The 18,550-nt window shown below is 63.5% G+C and carries 14 protein-coding genes; 5 read left to right on the forward strand and 9 right to left on the reverse strand.

The window, feature by feature from the left end:
- The first annotated feature begins 126 nt into the window (after positions 1-126).
- Both E3T38_RS00475 and E3T38_RS00480 read left to right on the forward strand, forming a co-directional pair.
- Positions 127-1,593: a polysaccharide biosynthesis tyrosine autokinase gene (locus E3T38_RS00475; RefSeq protein ID WP_166805357.1), complete on the forward strand. Its 1,467-nt coding sequence runs from the start codon at positions 127-129 to the stop codon at positions 1,591-1,593.
- Positions 1,593-2,603, forward strand: coding sequence for a glycosyltransferase (locus tag E3T38_RS00480; protein WP_134545502.1), 1,011 nt, complete (start codon positions 1,593-1,595; stop codon positions 2,601-2,603). Before E3T38_RS00475 ends, E3T38_RS00480 begins: the two co-directional genes overlap by 1 nt.
- A gap of 41 nt (positions 2,604-2,644) precedes the next feature.
- Here the strand turns inward: E3T38_RS00480 and E3T38_RS00485 are convergent, their stop codons facing one another.
- From E3T38_RS00485 to E3T38_RS00500, 4 genes are all read right to left on the reverse strand, one after another.
- Entirely contained in the window at positions 2,645-3,724 is a 1,080-nt protein-coding gene (locus E3T38_RS00485) for a glycosyltransferase family 4 protein (protein WP_134545503.1), read from the reverse strand.
- On the reverse strand, positions 3,717-4,691 hold the full coding sequence (locus tag E3T38_RS00490) for a glycosyltransferase family 2 protein (RefSeq protein ID WP_134545504.1): 975 nt from the start codon (positions 4,689-4,691) through the stop codon (positions 3,717-3,719). Before E3T38_RS00490 ends, E3T38_RS00485 begins: the two co-directional genes overlap by 8 nt.
- Before the next feature lie 78 nt (positions 4,692-4,769).
- Positions 4,770-8,348, reverse strand: a complete 3,579-nt coding sequence (locus E3T38_RS00495; RefSeq protein ID WP_134545505.1) for a PKD domain-containing protein — start codon at positions 8,346-8,348, stop codon at positions 4,770-4,772.
- 119 nt (positions 8,349-8,467) lie between these two features.
- Entirely contained in the window at positions 8,468-9,205 is a 738-nt protein-coding gene (locus E3T38_RS00500; protein ID WP_134545506.1) for a hypothetical protein, read from the reverse strand.
- Between the two features lie 225 nt (positions 9,206-9,430).
- On the opposite strand from E3T38_RS00500, the gene E3T38_RS00505 reads away from it, so the two are divergent.
- Positions 9,431-10,504: a glycosyltransferase family 4 protein gene (locus E3T38_RS00505; RefSeq protein ID WP_134545507.1), complete on the forward strand. Its 1,074-nt coding sequence runs from the start codon at positions 9,431-9,433 to the stop codon at positions 10,502-10,504.
- 81 nt (positions 10,505-10,585) lie between these two features.
- Here E3T38_RS00505 and E3T38_RS00510 read toward each other — a convergent pair whose 3' ends face one another.
- On the reverse strand, positions 10,586-12,445 hold the full coding sequence (locus E3T38_RS00510; RefSeq protein WP_166805358.1) for a hypothetical protein: 1,860 nt from the start codon (positions 12,443-12,445) through the stop codon (positions 10,586-10,588).
- 256 nt (positions 12,446-12,701) lie between these two features.
- Here E3T38_RS00510 and E3T38_RS00515 point away from each other — a divergent pair, with 256 nt between their 5' ends.
- Complete coding sequence (locus E3T38_RS00515; RefSeq protein WP_134545509.1) at positions 12,702-13,220, forward strand: adenylyltransferase/cytidyltransferase family protein; 519 nt, start codon at positions 12,702-12,704, stop codon at positions 13,218-13,220.
- 91 nt (positions 13,221-13,311) lie between these two features.
- Here E3T38_RS00515 and E3T38_RS00520 read toward each other — a convergent pair whose 3' ends face one another.
- Positions 13,312-14,058 (reverse strand): right-handed parallel beta-helix repeat-containing protein, encoded by a 747-nt coding sequence (locus E3T38_RS00520; RefSeq protein ID WP_166805359.1) that lies wholly within the window; start codon positions 14,056-14,058, stop codon positions 13,312-13,314.
- Here E3T38_RS00520 and E3T38_RS00525 point away from each other — a divergent pair.
- A complete protein-coding gene (locus E3T38_RS00525) occupies positions 14,045-14,371 on the forward strand; it encodes a hypothetical protein (RefSeq protein ID WP_174775193.1) in 327 nt (108 codons plus the stop codon). The two genes, E3T38_RS00520 and E3T38_RS00525, sit on opposite strands and share 14 nt — an antisense overlap.
- Positions 14,372-14,832: 461 nt before the next feature.
- Here the strand turns inward: E3T38_RS00525 and E3T38_RS00530 are convergent, their stop codons facing one another.
- From E3T38_RS00530 to E3T38_RS00540, 3 genes are all read right to left on the reverse strand, one after another.
- Positions 14,833-15,828, reverse strand: a complete 996-nt coding sequence (locus E3T38_RS00530) for a hypothetical protein (protein ID WP_134545511.1) — start codon at positions 15,826-15,828, stop codon at positions 14,833-14,835.
- A gap of 191 nt (positions 15,829-16,019) precedes the next feature.
- Positions 16,020-17,087: an acyltransferase gene (locus E3T38_RS00535; RefSeq protein WP_134545512.1), complete on the reverse strand. Its 1,068-nt coding sequence runs from the start codon at positions 17,085-17,087 to the stop codon at positions 16,020-16,022.
- Positions 17,084-18,421 carry an O-antigen ligase family protein gene (locus E3T38_RS00540; RefSeq protein WP_134545513.1) on the reverse strand — a complete coding sequence of 446 codons (1,338 nt, stop codon included), beginning with the start codon at positions 18,419-18,421 and terminating at the stop codon, positions 17,084-17,086. Before E3T38_RS00540 ends, E3T38_RS00535 begins: the two co-directional genes overlap by 4 nt.
- Positions 18,422-18,550: the final 129 nt, after the last annotated feature.

The raw sequence follows: 18,550 nt of genomic DNA on the forward strand, positions 1-18,550 counted from the left end.
TGACATCTGCGGTGACAACGTAACGACTTTGCCGTGTGCCTCGTTCTGGGGATGCTTTTTCACACATTCAGACGTGAGTTTTGATCACCTTGATTGTAGTGTAGGCGCAACCGGATGGAGAAAGCTGTGGAACCAATCGACTATCTGAGGACCATCACGAGGCGGTGGTTACTCATCGCTATTGTGGGCCTCCTCGGCGGCGCGGTGGCGTGGGGCTACGCGGCCACCCTTCCGGCGCAGTACCAGGCAACCAACAGTGTCTTCGTGACGAGTGACCGGGGTGAGACGACCAGCGAGCTGCTGCAGTCGTCAACCTTCACTCAAAACCTTGTGCAGTCCTACGCGCAACTCGCCACGACACCAACCGTTCTGGCGCCCGTGATCAGCAAGCTCGGATTGAATATTTCCACGCAGGCCCTGGCCTCCCGCGTCACCGCGGAGATTCCTATCAACACGGTGTTTATCAACATCACCGTTACCAGCCTGTCGTCGACGCAGGCCGTGGCCCTCGCTGATGCTGTCTCAGATTCCCTCGCCACTGCGGTAGGGAATCTGGCGCCGAAAGGGCCCGACAACTTGCCGTCGATCACGGTCGAGACGGTTTCTCCGGCTCAACTGCCGGGCAGCCCGTTTGCACCGAATACGCAGCTGATCGTCATCACCGGATTGCTGATCGGGCTCGTTCTCGGCGTGCTGTACGCCCTGTCCCGCGAGGTGTTCGATACCCGGGTGAGCACAGAGAAGGACCTCGATCGGGTCTCCTCCGATCCCCTGCTTGGAAAGGTCGGTCGCAAGAAGCGCACCGACCCAGCAGGCCTGGTCATGCGGGTGATGCCACACAGTGCCCTGGCTGAAGCGTATCGGCGGGTGCGGGCCAACCTGGAATTCATCGACGTGGACAGCCCGCCACGCAGCGCCGTGGTTACGTCCGCGGTGACGCGTGATGGCAAATCCACGACCGCGATCAACCTTGCCCTCGCCATGGCGGAACGCTCGTCGCGCGTACTCCTGATTGATGCCGACCTACGTCGCCCGTCGATCGCCGAGCTGTGTGACCTCGAAGGCGACGTCGGACTGACAACTGTTCTGCTCGGCGATGTCGGACCCGACGACGCCATCGTGCGCTGGTCGAATGGCATCGACGTGTTGCCCTCCGGCGCTGTGCCGCCCAACCCCGGACAGTTGCTCGGTTCGGCCGCAATGAAAACCCTGATGCAGCGCCTACTGCTCGAGTACGACTTCATCGTCGTCGATTCCCCGCCACTGCTGCCGGCCACCGACGCCCTCGGTCTGTCACATCTCACCGACGGTGCCATCGTGGTCGCCCGTTACAAGGCGACCACCCGCCAGCAGCTGGCCACCACGCTGGAGTCGCTTGAAGCCGTCAATGCGCGCATTCTCGGCATCGTACTCAACCAAGTGCGGGAGCGTCGCGCTGAGGTGTACTACGGGCCACTCACCCCAACAACTCGCACTGCCGCGCTGACTCCGGAAACGACCAACCGGGTCACGGCTACTCGAGCGCCTCGCACCACCTTTGATGAGACGGGCCGTCGCAACTCCCGCGCGTCGGAATCGACACGGTCGTCATAGTGCGGGTCCTCCAATCTTTTCCGGAGGGTCGCACTACGACGAATCCCTACCTGCTGCAATTGAGCCGCTCGCTCAGCCCGCACGTCGAGGTGCTCGGCTTCACCTGGCGCCGGGCGCTCACCAGCCGTTACGACGTGTTCCACGTACACTGGCCGGAGATTCTCGTGCAGGGTCGGACACCGGCCCGGGCGCTAGCCAGACGCATGTTATTCCGCCTGTTTCTCGTGCGGCTGCGCCTGCGTCGTACCGCGGTGGTGCGAACGTTGCACAACGTGCGGAGTCATGAGCTCTCACCGCAGCATGACCAACGTTTACTCGAGCGGTTCGACCAGCGCACCACCCTGTGGATCAGGCTCAATTCATTCACACCGGTGCCCGCTGACGCGCTCGAACACACCATCCCGCACGGCGATTACCGAGACTGGTACGGTGACCTGATGTCGGGCGCGGCCGTGCCTGGTCGGTTGCTCTACTTCGGACTCATTCGCCCCTACAAGGGTGTGGACACCCTGGTCCACGCCTTTCGCCAACTGGACACCGCGGCCCTGAATGATCCCCTGCCGACGCTGCATATTGTCGGTGCTCCCCAAACACGCGACCTGGCAAAGCGGCTGCAGCGCACGGCGGCCGGCGACCCGCGCATCGAGTTTATGCTGCGCCACGCCAGTGATGCCGAACTGGCCGACGCCATCCGCGCAGCCGAACTGGTCGTGTTGCCCTACACCGAGATGCACAACTCCGGCGCCGCGCTGCTGGCCCTCTCGCTCGACCGGGCGGTATTGGTACCAGAGAACGCGGTCACCACCGCGCTGGCCAACGAGGTCGGCACTGATTGGGTGCTCACCTACACCGGGCCACTGAGCGCAGAGGTTCTAGCCGATGCGCTCAAGCGCGCTCGGCGGCCTCGAAGCGCCCCCGCGCCCGACCTCTCGCGCCGCCGCTGGTCGGTCGGAGCCGCCGATCACGTCGAGGCCTATGGCCGGGCCATTCAGTCAGTCCGCTCGCGCTGAACCGAGCGGGATCGACTGGTCCACGATCGGCGGCTGAGCGCTCAGGCGCCAACAAATAGCCAGGCGTCGGCGGCGAGCCGGCCATCGATGGCCGGCAGATCCTCGGCTGCGGGGCGAGGACCCTGCAGTGCGCGCACGATGGCGTCCGCCAGCAGCTGCGGCGTGCAGCCCGGCGCGACCACCTCGTGGCCGTGCTCCTCAAGCCAGGACGCAAGCCCGGTTTCGGTCGTGGTCACAATCGAGCAGTCGTGCGCGAGACCCTCGACGATCGGCAGGCCGACCTGCTCACGCCAAGTGGCGGTCGGCTGGCTGGGCAGGGCCAGCACGCTGGCACGACGCAACTGTCGGTGAATCTCGCTGCGCGGCGGGTCGATGACAAGCTCGATCGTTGGGTCGCTGGCGACGGCCTGCCGCGCCTGATTCTCCAGTGCACCCTTACCGATCAAGGTGAGGCGGGCCTCGGGCAGCGCTTTGGTCACGAGAGGCCAAGCCGCGAGAAGACTCGGCAACCCTTTACGGTGGGCGAATGCTCCAAGAAAAACCACCCGGTTCACCTCAGGGTCGCCGTCAGCGCTGCAGGTGCATGTGGCTGGCAACGCGGGAATAACGACCGAGACGGCCTCTCGGGCAGGTTCGGGCAGGGCTGTGCGGTACGTGACGCGGGCCGCATCCGTTCCGAAAACGATGCGGTCGGTCTGACGCCAGACGAAGCGAGCGGCAACGCCGTTGAGACCGCGACGCAGTCGCGCCCGGATCTCGAGCGGGCGTTGGAACGGGTCCGCGTTTTCCAGGGCATAACACACGATGCTTGCTCGGCTACCGCCGATCAGCGCACGCAGGCGCAGGGCGCTGATCGCTAGCGTGCTGGCCCAGACGCTCGAGAGCATGAGCGGTTCACCAATTTCCAGCGTCGTGACCGTGGAGTGAGCCAGCAACCACGCGGCGCGCACGGGGTGAGCCTGCACGAGCACGAGGCCCGTCGCCAGTTCCTCGTGAAAGTCGTACCTTTTGATGCGGAACAGAATGGCGGCCGGCGGCAACTCATGTGCTCGTTCCAGGTGGGCGCTGCGCAGCGTACGGTACAGCCGTGCCCGGTCGGTCAGAATTCGACCGCTAGCCACGCTTGTACTCGTGGTAGACCGAGCCCACGGACCCTGCCAGCATCCCGGCACCGCGGGCGGCTGTACGCAGTCCTCGGGCGCGCAACGGGACCTGCCCGACGAGGGATCCGGCGATGTATCGCACGATCCCGCCGCACAGCCGCGCGGCGCCACGCGCTTGCAGGTTCATACGCACCAGCACCCGTTTGGCACGGTCAGTGTCGTCGAGGTTGATACGACTCCAGGTGTTACCCATGCGAAATGCCCGTTGCAGCACCCACTCCCGGGTAAGACGATCTGCCGGAACGATATCGATGACGATGGCTTCGTCGCACCAGATCATCTGCCCGCCGCGCTGGTGCAGCTGCCGGGTGAACAACGAGTCCGACCCGCCTGACAGCCCGAACCGTTCGTCAAAGCTGAGCTCCAACCGACGCACCTGGGCCAGATCGAGCAGCAGATTATTCGTTGCCGCGAGCGATACCGGGGTGCCCGTGGTGAACCGGCGGCGCTCGAAGAAGCCACCGGCTCGAATCCACTGGTCTGGTTCGATGTCGTACTGCGACAGTACCGGGCCAACGACGGCCGCGGGCCGATAGGTCGAATAGGTATCGAGCAACTGCACGAGCCAGTGGCTGCTGGGTCGTTCGTCATCGTCGATGAAGATAAGCAGGTCGGCACCCTGGCCTTCCTGCAGTGCTCTATTGCGCGCCGAGGCGATACCCGGGGTGGGTTCGTGCACGTATCGGATGGGCGTCCCCCCGGTCGATGCGGGCTCCCCGGCTTCTACCCACCTGGTGTCGGTGACGAGGGTGCGAGCTCCGGCATCAGGATCGTTGTCGATGACGATGATCTCTACCGGTGCCAGCACCATGCCGGCCTGGTCGAGCAGTTCCGGCAGGAGCTCCTCGAGGTCGGCCGGGCGTCGATAGGTCAGCACCGCGATCACTACGCGCGGGTCACCTGTGGATCGATTGACAAGTGACATGGCCAATCCCTTCTGTAGCGGTGAGAAAAGTGCTGTTCGGGCCGTGCGCGAACGACCAGCTCGAGACCGGGCCGCGGTTCAACTGGCTCGCTTCACGATCAGATCGTCGAAGGTCGCGGTGACGGGCGTCACTGTGGCGGTCGACCCCAGATAGAAGGCCAGACCAACGGCACCGGATGTCTGCAGCGCAGCGGTCGAATCCGTCACCGTGGTCTGCCACGCCGAGGGTTCCGGCGTGCCGAGGGCCCAAACTTTGGCACGAATTGTCGTCGGGGCGGAGCCGATGACCTGAACGCGCAGTTGCAGCGCGCTTCCGGTCGTGTAGGTGAGGCCGGAAATGTTCTGGGCCTTCAGGCTGGTAGCACCGCGCATGAGTTGCAGTTGCACAACTCCGGTCGACAGATTCTTCATGCGCACCCGATAGTCATCCGTGCCGACCCGGCGGCCGATCAGCGAGGTGTACGCGCCGGAACCGGTCGCATCCTGCTGGAGGGTCGTTGTGACGAGCATGTCGGTGTCGAGCAGGGACACGCCAGACAGGTAGGCATTGACGGTGGCTCCGGCGGCGGCCTTGAGGCGGCCAACTCCACCGCTGACCGAGTAATTCGATGCCGTACCGGTCGTCGTCCAGGCTCCCCCTGTGTCGGCGGTGCCCAGGCCGGTGGCCAGGCTGCGGGAGAACGCGTCGGTAGCCAGCGGTGTGTTCGGGTCGGCTGCCGGAACGACAACCGTCTGCCTGGTTTGGGCGGTGGCTAAGGAATTGTCGGTCACGGTAAGGGTCACGTCGTAGGCACCCTCGACCGCGTAGCTGTGCGAGGCGGTCACGCCGCTGCCGGAGCCCCCGTCACCGAAGTCCCAGCTGTAGCCGCTGATGGTGCCGTCGCTGTCGGCGGAGGTGGAGGCATCCACCGCCACGGTAAGCGGCGTGGTTTGATAGCTGAATGCGGCCGTCGGCAGCGCGTTCGCCGGCGGTTCGGTGGCATCAACCGTGCGGGTGGTAACCGTGCTCGCGCCCGAGTTGTCCGTGACGATGAGGGTGACCACGTAGCTGCCGGCGGCCGCGTAAGAGTGCGTTGCGGTGGCTCCGGTCGTGGTGCTGTTATCGCCGAAGTCCCAGGCGTAACCCGAGATGGTGCCGTCGGAGTCGGTCGATCCGGTGGCATCAACGCTCAGGTCGCGGTACGTGATCGCGCTGCTGAATGACGCCGTCGGTGCCACGTTGGCGGGCGGTCCGAATCGGCCGATCGAGTTGTGCCGGGCGATGGCGCTGGCACCAAGGGCCGTGTTATAGACGGCCACTTCGTCGATGTCGGCTTCAATATAATCGCTGGTCGGTCGGCTGGTCCAGCCGCTGAGGTTGTCGCCGCCTATGCGCCAGTAGCCCTGGACCGGCGCCGCCGACGTCGTGTCGGTGCGCTGGGCGGCGAGGGCGCCGTCGACGTAGAGGGACATTCCGGCAGCGCCGACGGACGCGACGATGTGATGCCATTGGCCGTTGTTGTATGCCGCGGTCGTGTTGACCGTGCGCAAGATGCCCGGCTTCACCCCGAACCAGAGTCGGCCGACGTTGTCCATATAAATCTGGCGATCGTAGGCGGTCGAGGCGCCGGTGGCGCTGTTGCCCAGCCCGATGATTTTGCCGCCGTTCGTGGTGGTGGTCTTCACCCAGGCTTCCAGGGTGAAAGCACCGCGAGGAGTCTCGAATGCGGATGATGCCGCCGTGCCCACGGTCGTGCCGCTGAAGCGGGAGGCTGTGCCCAAGTCTGCAGCAAGCGCGCCCGGTACGTTGCGGATGACGCCGGTGCCTGCGGTCTCGTTTGAGGCTGCTGCCCAGTCGTAGGCTGTCGTACCACTGGATTCGCCGAGAGGCCAGTATGACGAGGGCGAATCGCTCTGCACGGTCTTGGCGTAGGCGCTGTAGTCACCCGAACCCGATACGGTCACGCTGGTCGGACCGCCGGTTTTGACATTGCCGAAGGAGTCCCGTACACGCACGCGGTAGACGTAGATCTGTCCGGATGTGAGTCCGGTATCGGTGAAGCCCATCGCCGGTCGGGACCAGTCGGTCGACAGACCGGTCACAGTGCCGACGGAGACACCGTCACGCAGCACCTCGTAGCTGAGCTGTTCGTTGTCCCGGTCGTAGGCGGCCTTCCATCCAATGCGGGCGGTGCCCGCCGAAAGGGAGTCCACGGTGGGTACGAAAGCGGATGACGCGAAGGCCGCGTTGGCCACGCGTGGGCCTTCCTTATTGGGCGCGATTGCCGTACTGGCGAAGCGCACCAAGCCCTGTTGGCCTTTGTTGTTGACGTTGGTGAATTCACCGCCATAGAGCAGGTACTGCCCGTCGCCGGTGATGGTCCACGGTCCCTGGCCTTGACCGGTAAACGTGCCCGAGTTGATCTCGGGGTAGAACGTCAGGATGCTCGGACTCGGCTTGCCGGTGAAGCTGGCATAGCTACCGACGGCATTGGGAGTGAGCGTGCCGGTCGCAGCCATGGAGAAGGTGAGAGTGCGGTGATAAGAGCGTGGTGCGGTCTCGACCGGGCCCCCCATGTTGCCGCAGTAGTGCGTGTGACCGGTGGTGTAAACGACGTTGCCGAATGGCACCGCCGAGTAGGTGTCGCCGTGACAGTCTTCCATCCAGATGAGGGAGCCGTCGCTCCAGCTCACCCGGAAGGTGCCCTCGAAGTTTGCCCCGCTTCCAAAGTCGTAGCCGGTGCCGAAGGCGCCGGCGGCCGAAGAGGTCAGGCTGGTGATGGCCCCGTTGACGCCGGCATTGCGAATCAGGGCGTTGACGGCCCAGGGCAGGGACGCGCCGGTGACGGCATCCGTCGCGGCCATCCCGTAGCCGGGGGCACCGCTGCCGTTGTACGAGGTGAACGACCCGCCGATAAGAACTTTGGTGCCGTCCGGCGAAACCGCCATGGTGTTGACCGACCCGCCCACCGGTTCTCCACTCCAGACACGCAGTGCGCCATTTGAGGCGGCGAAAGCAGCGATTTGATTACGAGCGACGCCGCTGGCCGTGGTGAACACCCCGCCCACGTAAACGGTGTCACCGAAGGTTGCCAAGCTCTTCACCGAGGCATTCACCGTCGGTGCCCAGGAGGAGACGAGGGAGCCGCTGACAGTGTCGAACGCGGCCAGGCGGTATCTGGCTACCCCGCCAACGGCCGTGAAGAACCCTCCGGCGTACAGCCGGGTACCATCTGTCGATGCCACGAGAGACCGAACGGCTCCGTTCAGGTCTGGATTGAAGCTCTCGACCAGCACGCCGGTCGACAGATTGTAGGCGAGCAGGTTGTTGCGGACAACTTCGTTCACACCGGCTGCCGAGCCGGCCGGCCGAGCCCGTGTGAACTCGCCTCCGGCATAGACAGTGTTGCCGACAATGACCTGGGACCAGACGACGCCGTTGATCTGGGTCGTGGGCAGGGCATCAGCAGCGACGGTGAGCGGTGTGCCAGCATCCACCGGGCTGGTGTCCGCCTGCGCCACCAGAGGCAACGTCAAGAGGCTCGCGAGCACCGTGATGATGGTCACCAGACTGGCCCAGCCCACTTTCAACGACCGAGTGGCACTCGGTCGGATCGCGCCACTGGCCGTGGCCATGGTCGCGTTGACGTGCAGGCGAGACGCAGGGAGAAGTCGCACGGTGATTCCTTACTCAAGACGAGGTGCCGGGCCGTCGGGTAGCCACCGCATTCTTCGGAGTATAGTGAGAATCTTTCACAAACGGCTGCCCCCTATCCGGGGCACGACCACATAGCCACTCAGCGCGGGGCGGCGCCCTCAAACAGCACGATCGGCACGCCCGCGGAGTAATCTACGGCGATGCGCACCTGGTCGCGCTGGTCACTCGGCACCGCGAAAACGAAAACCCCCTGCTGGGTCGCCCCCGCAGCGACCGATTCCGGTAGCGGCGCTCCACCCGACGCCGTCAATTCAGTCGCCGGGCCTTGCTCAGCACCGAAAAACAGGTTGACCACGGTTGAGGTCAATGCCACAGCGTCGGCCGTGTCATTGCGCACGGTCACAGCAAAACGCAGGGAAGGCCCACCCACCTCGCCCGGACCGCGCGCGACCCCGTCGACGGCTTCGAGTGTGCCGATGCTGAACACCAGACCCGGAACGGCCGCGGCGGAATCGGTCAGCGGCACCGGCGCCCGCTCGACGGGCGGAGCAGGTTCGGCGGGCGGAGCAGGTTCGGCAGCGACAGCCTCGGTCGGCGCGGGCGTCGTGGCAGTCGGAACCGCTGTGGGTGATGGGTCGGGCGACGGCACCGCGGTGGGCGTTGCAGTCATCCGCGGGCTCGACGAAGGGCCGTTGCTGTTGAGTGCAGCCGGGTTCGGGCCGCCATTGTTCGATGCGGCGACACCGGCGACCACGAGGACGACGATGAGTACTGCCAGCGCAGCGGATGCAACGATCCACCAGACACGCCGCCGAGAAATCGAATTCCCACCCACGGTGGGGCCTGTGTTGTCATCGACGGGGTGGCGCACTGCCATGGTGAAGCTCCAGGTTGCTCGGCTGGTCTGACGATCGGGTTGAATTCTTTGGTGCAGTTGCTGACACCGTGCGCTAATAACGCGGTGCAGCTATTAATACACGGGACGCACCCTCATTCCTAGGGGGCGGCTGAACCCCGAACGGGGGCACCCGCTCAGGCTGTACAGTGTGGAATTCCGGCGCATGCCCGGTAACACACCAAACACGCGACCGAGGCGACAGACATGAAATTTGCCATTCTGCACGGCAGCAATGATGCCTACGGTGCCAGCAAGGTGCTCTGCCAGGAAGTAGAGTGCCTGGTCAGCCTTGGGCACGAAGTGCTCATCGTTGTTCCACACACCGGTCCGTTGTCCACAGACCTGGCCCGGTTCGGCGCAGCGGTTTCGGTCGTCATCGATCCGTCGCTGGTAGTGCTGCGCCGAAGCAAATTGACCGACCTGCTACATCCGCTCACGCTCCGGCACGACGTGGCGCTCGCCGACGTCGTGGTGTTGTGGACCCTGGCCCTGAGCGCCTACATTCCCGTGCTCCGCCTGCGTCGCCGACGCTTCTATGTCTCGGTGCACGAACTGCTCCTGGGGCGAGTCGGTGGCCTACTTGTGCGCACATTGCTGGCACCCGGCACCTTTCCGGTGTGCGCATGCAGTAGGGCCACTGCCGAGTGGCTGCACTCCCAAGGCGTTGGGTGGGACCGCCTGACGGTTACGTCTCCGGTCTTCAGCGCCGTTGAGGCAGTACCGGTGCGTGGTGTGCACGACCCACTGACGCTCGCCGTCGTCGGACGCGTCAATGGGCACAAGGGACACCTGGAGGTGGCCACGGCATTTCAATCGACGGCGTTGTCCGGCCAGGATTGGCGGCTCCTGCTCTTCGGTGCACCCTATCCCGGACAGGATGATGCTCTTCAGGACGTGTTGGCGCTGGTCAGTCGTGACCCGCGCATCGAGTACCGCGGAGAAGCTGCCTCAGTGGCGGCCATCGCCAGCGAGATCGATGCCGTGGCCTGTTTCCCATCTACACCCGAGCCGTTCGGGTTGGTACCGATCGAAGCCTGGCGGGTCGGCCTGCGATCGGTTGGCTTCGCGGACGGCGGCGCGGGAGAAGTCCTTCCGGTCGTCGGCGGCATTGGGGTGCCGCGCACGGATTCCCCTGACCGGGACATCACCACCGCACTCCATGACTTGTCCGTGACACTGAAAGCGCACCATGCGCTGCCAGACCCAGCCGCGGTCAACAGGCTTTTTTCGCGGGATCGTCGTCGTGACCTCATTGCCCGGGTCATCACCAGAAGTTAGCGACGATACAGAGCACACCCAAAGGGACCACTCGACTAGCGGGCGGCCCCTTCAGGGGTGCTGGACGACGAGTCCACCGCTCTAAGCGGCTGGCACCTCGGGCAGCGGCGCAGGCGCGTCATTCGGCAACGGTTTATTCCCTGGGTCCTGTTGCACCTTGGGTTCCGGCACGACATCCGGCAAGGGAACCACGTCGGGAACTACGTCGGGCATCGGAACCACATCCGGAGTCAGTGTTGCGTCGGGGGCATTCGCCGGCGCATCCGGCGTGATGGTCTGGTCAGGAGCCGTCTTGTTGGCCGCGCCGGTCGCTTTGATGCTTGCCGACGATCCGGTCACAGTATTGCCGAAAGGATCGGTCGCCCGCACTTGGTATGTGTAGGTCGTTCCACCCGATCGCCCAGTGTCGGTCCAGCTAATGCTGGGCCGAATCCAGTCTGCTGACAGCCCGGTTTGCGTGCGCACCACGACCCCGTTTCGGAGCACCTGGTAGGTGAGCTGTGCATTGTCTCGATCGTAGTTGGATTTCCAGGTCACCTTCACCGAGTTCGCGCTGGGGGTGCTGAGCGTGGGCTGAAAGTTGGAACCCGTGGCCTTAGGACCCTCCTTGTTCGGCGCGATCGATGAGACAGCGAAGCGCACGAGCCCCTGTTGGCGTTTGTTATTGACGATCGTGAACTCGCCACCGTAGAGAACGTACCGGGAATTCGCCGCGAGGTTCCACGGCCCCTGGCCCTGCCCGGTGTAGGTGCCTGTGTTGATGTCGGGAAAGAACGCCAGCAGGGTGGGGCACGGCCGGCCCCCGAAGTTGAAGTAACTGCTGCCCGTTCGATTGGGGGCAATCGTGCAGCCGACGGCCTTGGTGAACGTCAGTGTGCGGTGGTAGCTGCGCGGCGTCGTCTCGGGAGGTCCGCCGATATTGCCGCAGAAATGGGCGTGGGCGGTGGTGTAGACAACGTCGCCGACCGGTACCGCCGAGTACGTGTCACCATGGCAGTCTTCGATCCAGACGGTGTTGCCGCTGCTCCAGCTAGCCCGGAAAGTTCCCTCGAACATAGCACCGGCCCCGAAATCGTAGCCGGTACCGTAGACGCCGTCAGCGTCAGAGGTGAGCGAGAGTATAGCCCCGTTGGGGCCGGCATTCTTGATCAGCTTGCCAATGTTCCAAGTCACACCGGCGCCCGTGCTCGAGTTCGTGGCAGCCATCCCGTAGCCGGGAGTGGTTGCTCCGTTGTATGAGGTGAATGACCCGCCGATAACGACCCGGTCGCCGTTGGGTGAGACCGTCAGCGCGTTGACCGCACCATTGGGAATGGTGCCTTTCCACGCCCCCACAGCACCGGTCGGGCCATTAAACGATGCGGCCCTCTGGCGGCTTTGGCCGCTGGTCGACGTGAAGCTTCCGCCGGCGTAAACCGTGCCGCCGAAGGCGTCGAGGGCACGGACGGTGCCATTCGCCGTGGGCTTCCAGTCGGACAAGAGCGCACCGGTTGTTGCGCTGAAGGCCGCAAGCCGCGAGCGGGCGACGCCTCCGACGGTACTGAAGCCGCCACCGACATAGATGCGGGATCCGTCAGGGGAGGCGGTAATCGCCCGCACAACACCATTCACACTGGGATTGAAGGATGTCATCACCCCGGTCGACAAGTTGTAGGCCATGAGATTGTTGCGGGAGACCTCGCTCGTTCCGGCAGGGGCTCCCGAGGGACGGGCCTTGGTGAATTCACCACCAACATAGACCGTGTTTCCCACGATGACCTGCGACCACACGACGCCGTTGATTTGCGCTGTAGGCAGGGCATCCGCTGCAACGGTCTTGGGAGTGGAGGCGCTGGGGGGTGAGGTGTCGGCTTGGGCCGCTCCCGCCCCGGTAAGGATCGCACCGAAGAGTACGGCGAGGGCGACAATAGCTGGCACAGGGGAACGGAAACGCCACAACATAGAGGAACCTCATCTTCTAGTCTTCGGTGGCCTCGAGACGACCCCCGCAGTTTGTGAATTATACTCAGTTTCTTGTTTCCTCCTACCCGCAAAGTGCAGGTTGCCGCAATCGCCAGCAGCCCGAACGTGAACGCGTCACGCGGCGCCCTAGTCAGGCCGGTCAATAGACGTTAGGATTCCTCATTACCTCCCCTGACTCCCTCTATTCAAATTCTGCCGCGCTCGCGGGGTAGCCTGAGAGAAATCTGAGCATTTTATGGCCGCAGGACAATCCCTTTCCCCCGATTCAGGCACCAGCTCAACAAGGCCTCTTCGCATCGGCTATGCCGCAGGCGCTTTCGACCTTTTTCACGTGGGCCACCTCAACATCCTCAAACACGCTAAAAGCCAGTGTGACTACTTGATCGCTGGCGTCGTGTCCGATGAAATGCTGGAGCTGACCAAGGGCGTCACGCCGGTTGTTCCCCTGTTCGAGCGCCTCGAGATTGTGCGGCATATCTCATTCGTCGATGAGGCCGTTGCCGAAGTCGTGCAAGACAAGTTGGAGACGTGGCGTCAGCTGCGCTTCGACGTCTTCTTCAAGGGCGACGACTGGCGAGGCACCCCTCGCGGTCTGCACCTGGAGCGCGAGTTCGCCGCCGTCGGTGTTGATGTGGTCTATTTCCCCTACACAGTGAACACCTCGAGCACGATATTGCGTCGGGCCCTGGATGCGTTGACGCGACCGGATGCCGCTTCCCGCTGGCAGACCCGAGCGATCGAGGGCACCTCCTAGAGCCGATTGGCTCCCAGAACGGCGGGAGGGCGGGTTCCGCGTGCAGTGCACGAGGAACCCACCCTCCTGTCTGGATTTCTGGATGCGCCGATTATCCGGGGTGAATCACGACCAGGGTGTCGTCCGGCGTGTAGTAGTTGTGTTCCATCTTCACCTTCGTGGATGCACGCGCAATCACCGCGCAATCGTCGACCCGAGTGTTGCGACCAAAAATATTGTCAGTGATGACCACTCCATGCAGGGGGCCGTGGGATTTCTCGGCAAGGTTGATCGAGCATCCGCCGCCATCGGCCACATTATCTGTGATGGTGAGATTGGACACGTCGCCGCGGTCCTGAGTGACCTGCACGGAAGCATTCCAGGCACCGGTTAATCGGTTGCCGTCGATGCGAATATTTGATCCTTCCTGAATTTGTATGGAATCGTCGTGGCTCGGTGTGCCTCCCTGATTTGGGTCTCTGTCGTAGTGCAGGTTGTCGTGCACCCAGGAGTCCGTGATCGCGACGTTTCCGCCAGTGAGGTGGATACCGTCGATGACACCATGAATGTTGAGGCGTTTTGCCTCAAAGTTGTAGCCGTAGATTCCCTGGACATCGGGTGACGGCGTGGAGGGAAACAACTCCGTGTCGATGATGCGCAGATTCTCGTAGCCGCCGAGATTGCTGATAAGGGCCATCGGACCACTCAGGTCTCGCCCGCGCACGATCGAATTTTTGATTGTGACGTTGGGGGCTGCGATCCTGACCATGCCCCGAATGTCCAATCCGTCAACGGTGGCACCCTCCTCGGTGATAGTGAGGTCGCCGTTGTGCACCGTCAACCTGGTGCCCGCTGGCACGCCGGTGTTACTGCCGTTCGGAGTGCCTCCCGTGGAGGGAAGTGTCGGCGCCGGAATAGGAGCAGGTGGCGGCGCTGGCACTGGAGCAGGGCCCGGTGCCGGTGCCGGACTCGGTGCTGGAGCCGGCCTCGGTGCCGGAGCAGGACTCGGTGCCGGAGCAGGACTCGGTGCCGGAGCAGGACTCGGTGCCGGAGCAGGACTCGGTGCCGGAGCCGGCCTCGGTGCCGGAGCAGGACTCGGTGCCGGAGCAGGACTCGGTGCCGGAGCAGGACTCGGTGCCACAATCGGTTCGGGAGTGGTCGGGAAGAGTTGAGCCAGCAGCCAGCGCAACTGCGCCGGGGTCAGGCCCATTCCGAACGCAGTGCCGGCCGCGGGGGGCGCTGCGGTCTCGCCCCGCCCTGGAGTGATTGTATAGGCGGGTGCTATCTCTTCCACAGCTTGAACGGGAGCGATTCCCACAAGAGCACCGGTCAATCCGAGTACCACAGCGGCGACTACCGACGTGCGTGCGCGGCGAAACGGGGAACGAGTTCTCTGTGCGGCGGGTAAGCCGTGGGTCAGTTTCGGGTTGAGTTTCATTTAGGTGATTTCGTGTCCTGCACACGCTTCGGGGCGTGTTGGGCGGGGCAGCTGAGGGGAGCCGCCTGTCATTGGTACAGCATTCCGTGTCGATGCGGTTCGGTCAAACGAGAAGCTGTGAAGACCCTGGGGCGGGCGCTGTGTAGGCCGCGCGCGAGGGCTTTGGCTTTTTGGCTTTGGTTTTGGTTTGCCGGATTAGCCCGCATGCACCGAGACTGTCAAGCTATCGGGCGTGTAGTAGTTGCGCGCGGTACTGATCTTGGTCGTACTGGGCGAGATGATGGCGCAGTTGGCCACTCTGGTATTGCGTCCGAACTTATTGTCGGTGACGACGGTGCCGTAGATCGGACCATACGACTTCTGGGCCACGTTGATGGTGCAGGCGCCGCCGTCGGCGAAGTTGTTCGTGAAGGAGAAGTTCGAGACGTCACCGGTGTCCTGCGTGATCTGCACTCCGGCGTTGTGGGAACCGCTCAGGGTACTTCCGTACACCTTGATGTTGCTGCCCTTTTGAATCTGGATGGAGTCATCATGGCTGGGCTTTCCACCCTGATTCGGATCACTGGTGTAGTGCAGGTTTCCGTGCAGCCAGGAATTCGCGATCGTGACGTTGCTGCCGGTCACGTGAGCACCATCGATGACGCCGTGGATATCAACGCGGGTCAGCGTGAAGTTGTAGCCGTAGATGCCATTGATATCAGGGGACGGCTGTGACGGATACAACTCCGAGTCGATAATCTTCAGACCCGAGCGCCCACCGAGGTTATTGACCAGCGCAGCGGGAGCGCTAACGCTTCGTCCGCGAATGATCGAGTTCTTGATCGTCACGTTGATCGCGTTGATCTTGACCAGGCCGCGAATGTCCAAGCCACTGATGACGGTACCGGCCTGGGTGATATTGAGATCGCCGTTGTGCACCCTCAGGGTCGTACCGTAAGGGACTCCGGTACTACCGGCATTCGCGGTGGCGATCCGAACGACGCCTCCGGCTTGGGCCGGGGCCGGGGCCGCCAAGCCGGCCAGCGGAATCAGAACGGCGAGGGTAGCTGCGGCCACGAAAGCTGGGGGTCGCGTGCTGGTCTTGCGCCGCATCCGAGTGCGTTGCAGACGAACTGCATTCGTCAGATCGACACGGGCGAGGTCTGGACGAGGTGGGTCATAACGATGCACGGCGGGGTGGTGCTGGTGCATGCCGCGAGAATACCGCGGGGTCAGGGTGAGCGGTCGGCGATGAGAACGTGAGACGTGGTCGGTCATGAATTCATTTCGGGTGGTGCACGTTCGGGTATGCGGGTGAGACAACTGTAGGGCGTCGCCGATAGCTACTAGAGTGTTACCCAAAAATGAAATTACGTCAAATTAGCATTGCGCTTTCGTTGAGATCACGTTGGCTCCGCCGATCGGGTGGGGCGGTCTGAGCGGCGCTGGCGCCACTCGAGTTCAGTGACAAACGGCGGCGGCTCGTAGGCGTAGCGCAGCCAGCTGCGCGATGCAAACCGGTTCAGCGCGAGTGCGAGAAGCACGGCCGTCGCGGCAAGAATGAGAGGCATCACAGGTGCAATGACGGCTACCGCACTCAAAAGGATCGGGAGCGACAGCACGGAGGAAATGAGGATGACGATGGGTGTGTGCGCCAGGTAAATGGGCAGGGTGATGCGCCCGATCATGCCAAGCCAGCGTACGCCGCGCAGGGTGCGGCTGAACGCAATCCCGCCGACGACACCGACCAGACAGTTCAGAAAGTACAGGCCGAAAACATCGCGCAGCCCCAGCAGCGCGACGGTGGTGGTGACGGCCACCCAGACGAACATGGCGGCACCCACGAGCAGCCGATTATCGACCGTGCCGATGCGAATGATCCAGCTGCGCAGGTAGATGCCGGCCAGAAAAAAGAAGTAATACTTGAGCGACCCGGACCACCCGACATTAGGCGTATCGAGTCCGCTGAGTGCCACGACAGAAACTGCGCCGGCAACGACGAGTTGCAGCCGTGGATTGACGCGACGACAGAGCTTGGCCACTATGAAAAAGATCGACAGGGCCCAGATGAACCAGAGTTCGAACCGAGGCAGCACGGGAGACGCCACGAGGTCCAGTACGGCGTGCCGCACGCCGAACCCTACGCCTGTCACGGTCTGGTTGATCAGAAACACGATCGAACCAATCACCTCCCACAGCAGGAAGACCCAGAGGTAGAGGCGCACCTTGACCGTCCACAGATCGCGCCACGGCTTGAGGAGCCATTTGGGGGCGAACAGGCCCGACAGAACAAAGAACAAGGGCATGCGCATCGAGGACAGTGACTCGTTGATTTCGCGCCAATACGGAATATCGAAACCAGCGCCAATCAGCCAGTTCGCTGAGTGGAACAGGGCGACGAGCAGGATAGCGATGCCCCGACCGGTATCCACCCAGCCAACGCGTTCGGCCGCGGGTTTGGTGGCGCTCATCGTCGACGCTGTGCCATCGTGGGCCGAAGGGGTCCGGGGCGCTGCAGCGCGGCATCCCTTTCGGTCGGCACCCTGCGGGTGATGAGCAGTCCGAGAACAAGAACGAGCAGCACGGATGAGCTGAAAAACGGGCCGAAGAACATGAACCAGACGGCTTTGATGCCGAGGTACAGCAGCACGGCACTGGCGGCGTTGGCTGCCACGTGTACACCGATACTACGCACGATGAGCACGAGGATGATCAGGGCGAGCATAAGCCCGGGAATGCCGAAGGCCGCCCAGAAGTCACCGATGACCGAGTGCAGTTCGATGTGGCCGCCGAACATGTAGTTGTCGACATAGCCGTTATTCGGCTCGTAGTTGATCGCAGCCATGCCGGTCTTCGCGGCCAGTATGTCTTCTGGATTAGGCACGGTGCCAACGCCGAACCCCCACGGCTGATGCTGCATGAGCGCGATCGTCGCCGCGAGTTCGGGGCGCCCGCCGAGGATGAGCGAACCGGTCTCGTTGAGCTGCGCGAGGGTACGCTGCTGGGTGGCTGCACCGAGTGCGCCGTCGAGAATGAGCGACTGAATCACGTTGTAGACGATGAGACCAAGAACGCCGAGTCCGAGGAGGGCGCGCAGCGCCGACTTGCCGCGCGTGGGTCGGGTCGGACGCATTTGCCAGGCGACTAGGAGCACAGTCAGCAGCATGAACGCGAACGCGGAACGGGCATCCGTCAAGGTAGCCACGACGGTGAGTACCAGCGCGACGGCCAGCTCCAGCCAGCGGCGGTGCAGCTGCAGCGTGATTCCGAGCAGCAGAATCGTCAAGGCGACCGAGTAGCCGAAACGCCATGGATTCGCCGCGTACAGCTCACTCGACGGCGAGACACCGAGCAGGATTCCCGCACCGTACCAGATGGCGATTTGGGAGTCGGGCAGAACGGTGCGCGCCCAGAGCACGAAGCCAACGCCGGCGATCAACCCGACGAGACCGGCGATCGACCCGAACGCCTGACCGAGACTCGCCTCGTGCGTGGGCGCGGATAGGACGGTGAGCCAGATACCCGAGCCGATCGCGACCAGGCCGCCGACCAGGAGCAGCCGAGCGCCCCAGTATTGGCGCAGAATCGGGAACCACACAGGGAACAGTGCCACACAGACCACGGCGCCCACAGTGACGCCTCGGTCGATGTCGATGCGCAGCGCGATAACGACCAGAACAATAATGGCAATGAACTTATTGACGAGGGGCGGGGCCTGGTACACGAAACGGCCCGCGCGGGTGCGCTTAAGTGGCACCGGAGCAGGTCGCACCGAGGCGATATTGGAGCGCACCTGAGAGATCAATAGCAACCACCACCCGGGCCGCACAGGGACGATTCGGGCACCAACCCCTGTTGCGCAGCCGCATCGTGCATAACAATAGACGGCTCAGCATGGAAGAGACAAGGGCGAACTCTCTCAAACTGAGGGAAA

The organism is Cryobacterium sp. Hb1 (genome assembly GCF_004403585.1).
Lineage (GTDB): Bacteria > Actinomycetota > Actinomycetes > Actinomycetales > Microbacteriaceae > Cryobacterium > Cryobacterium lyxosi.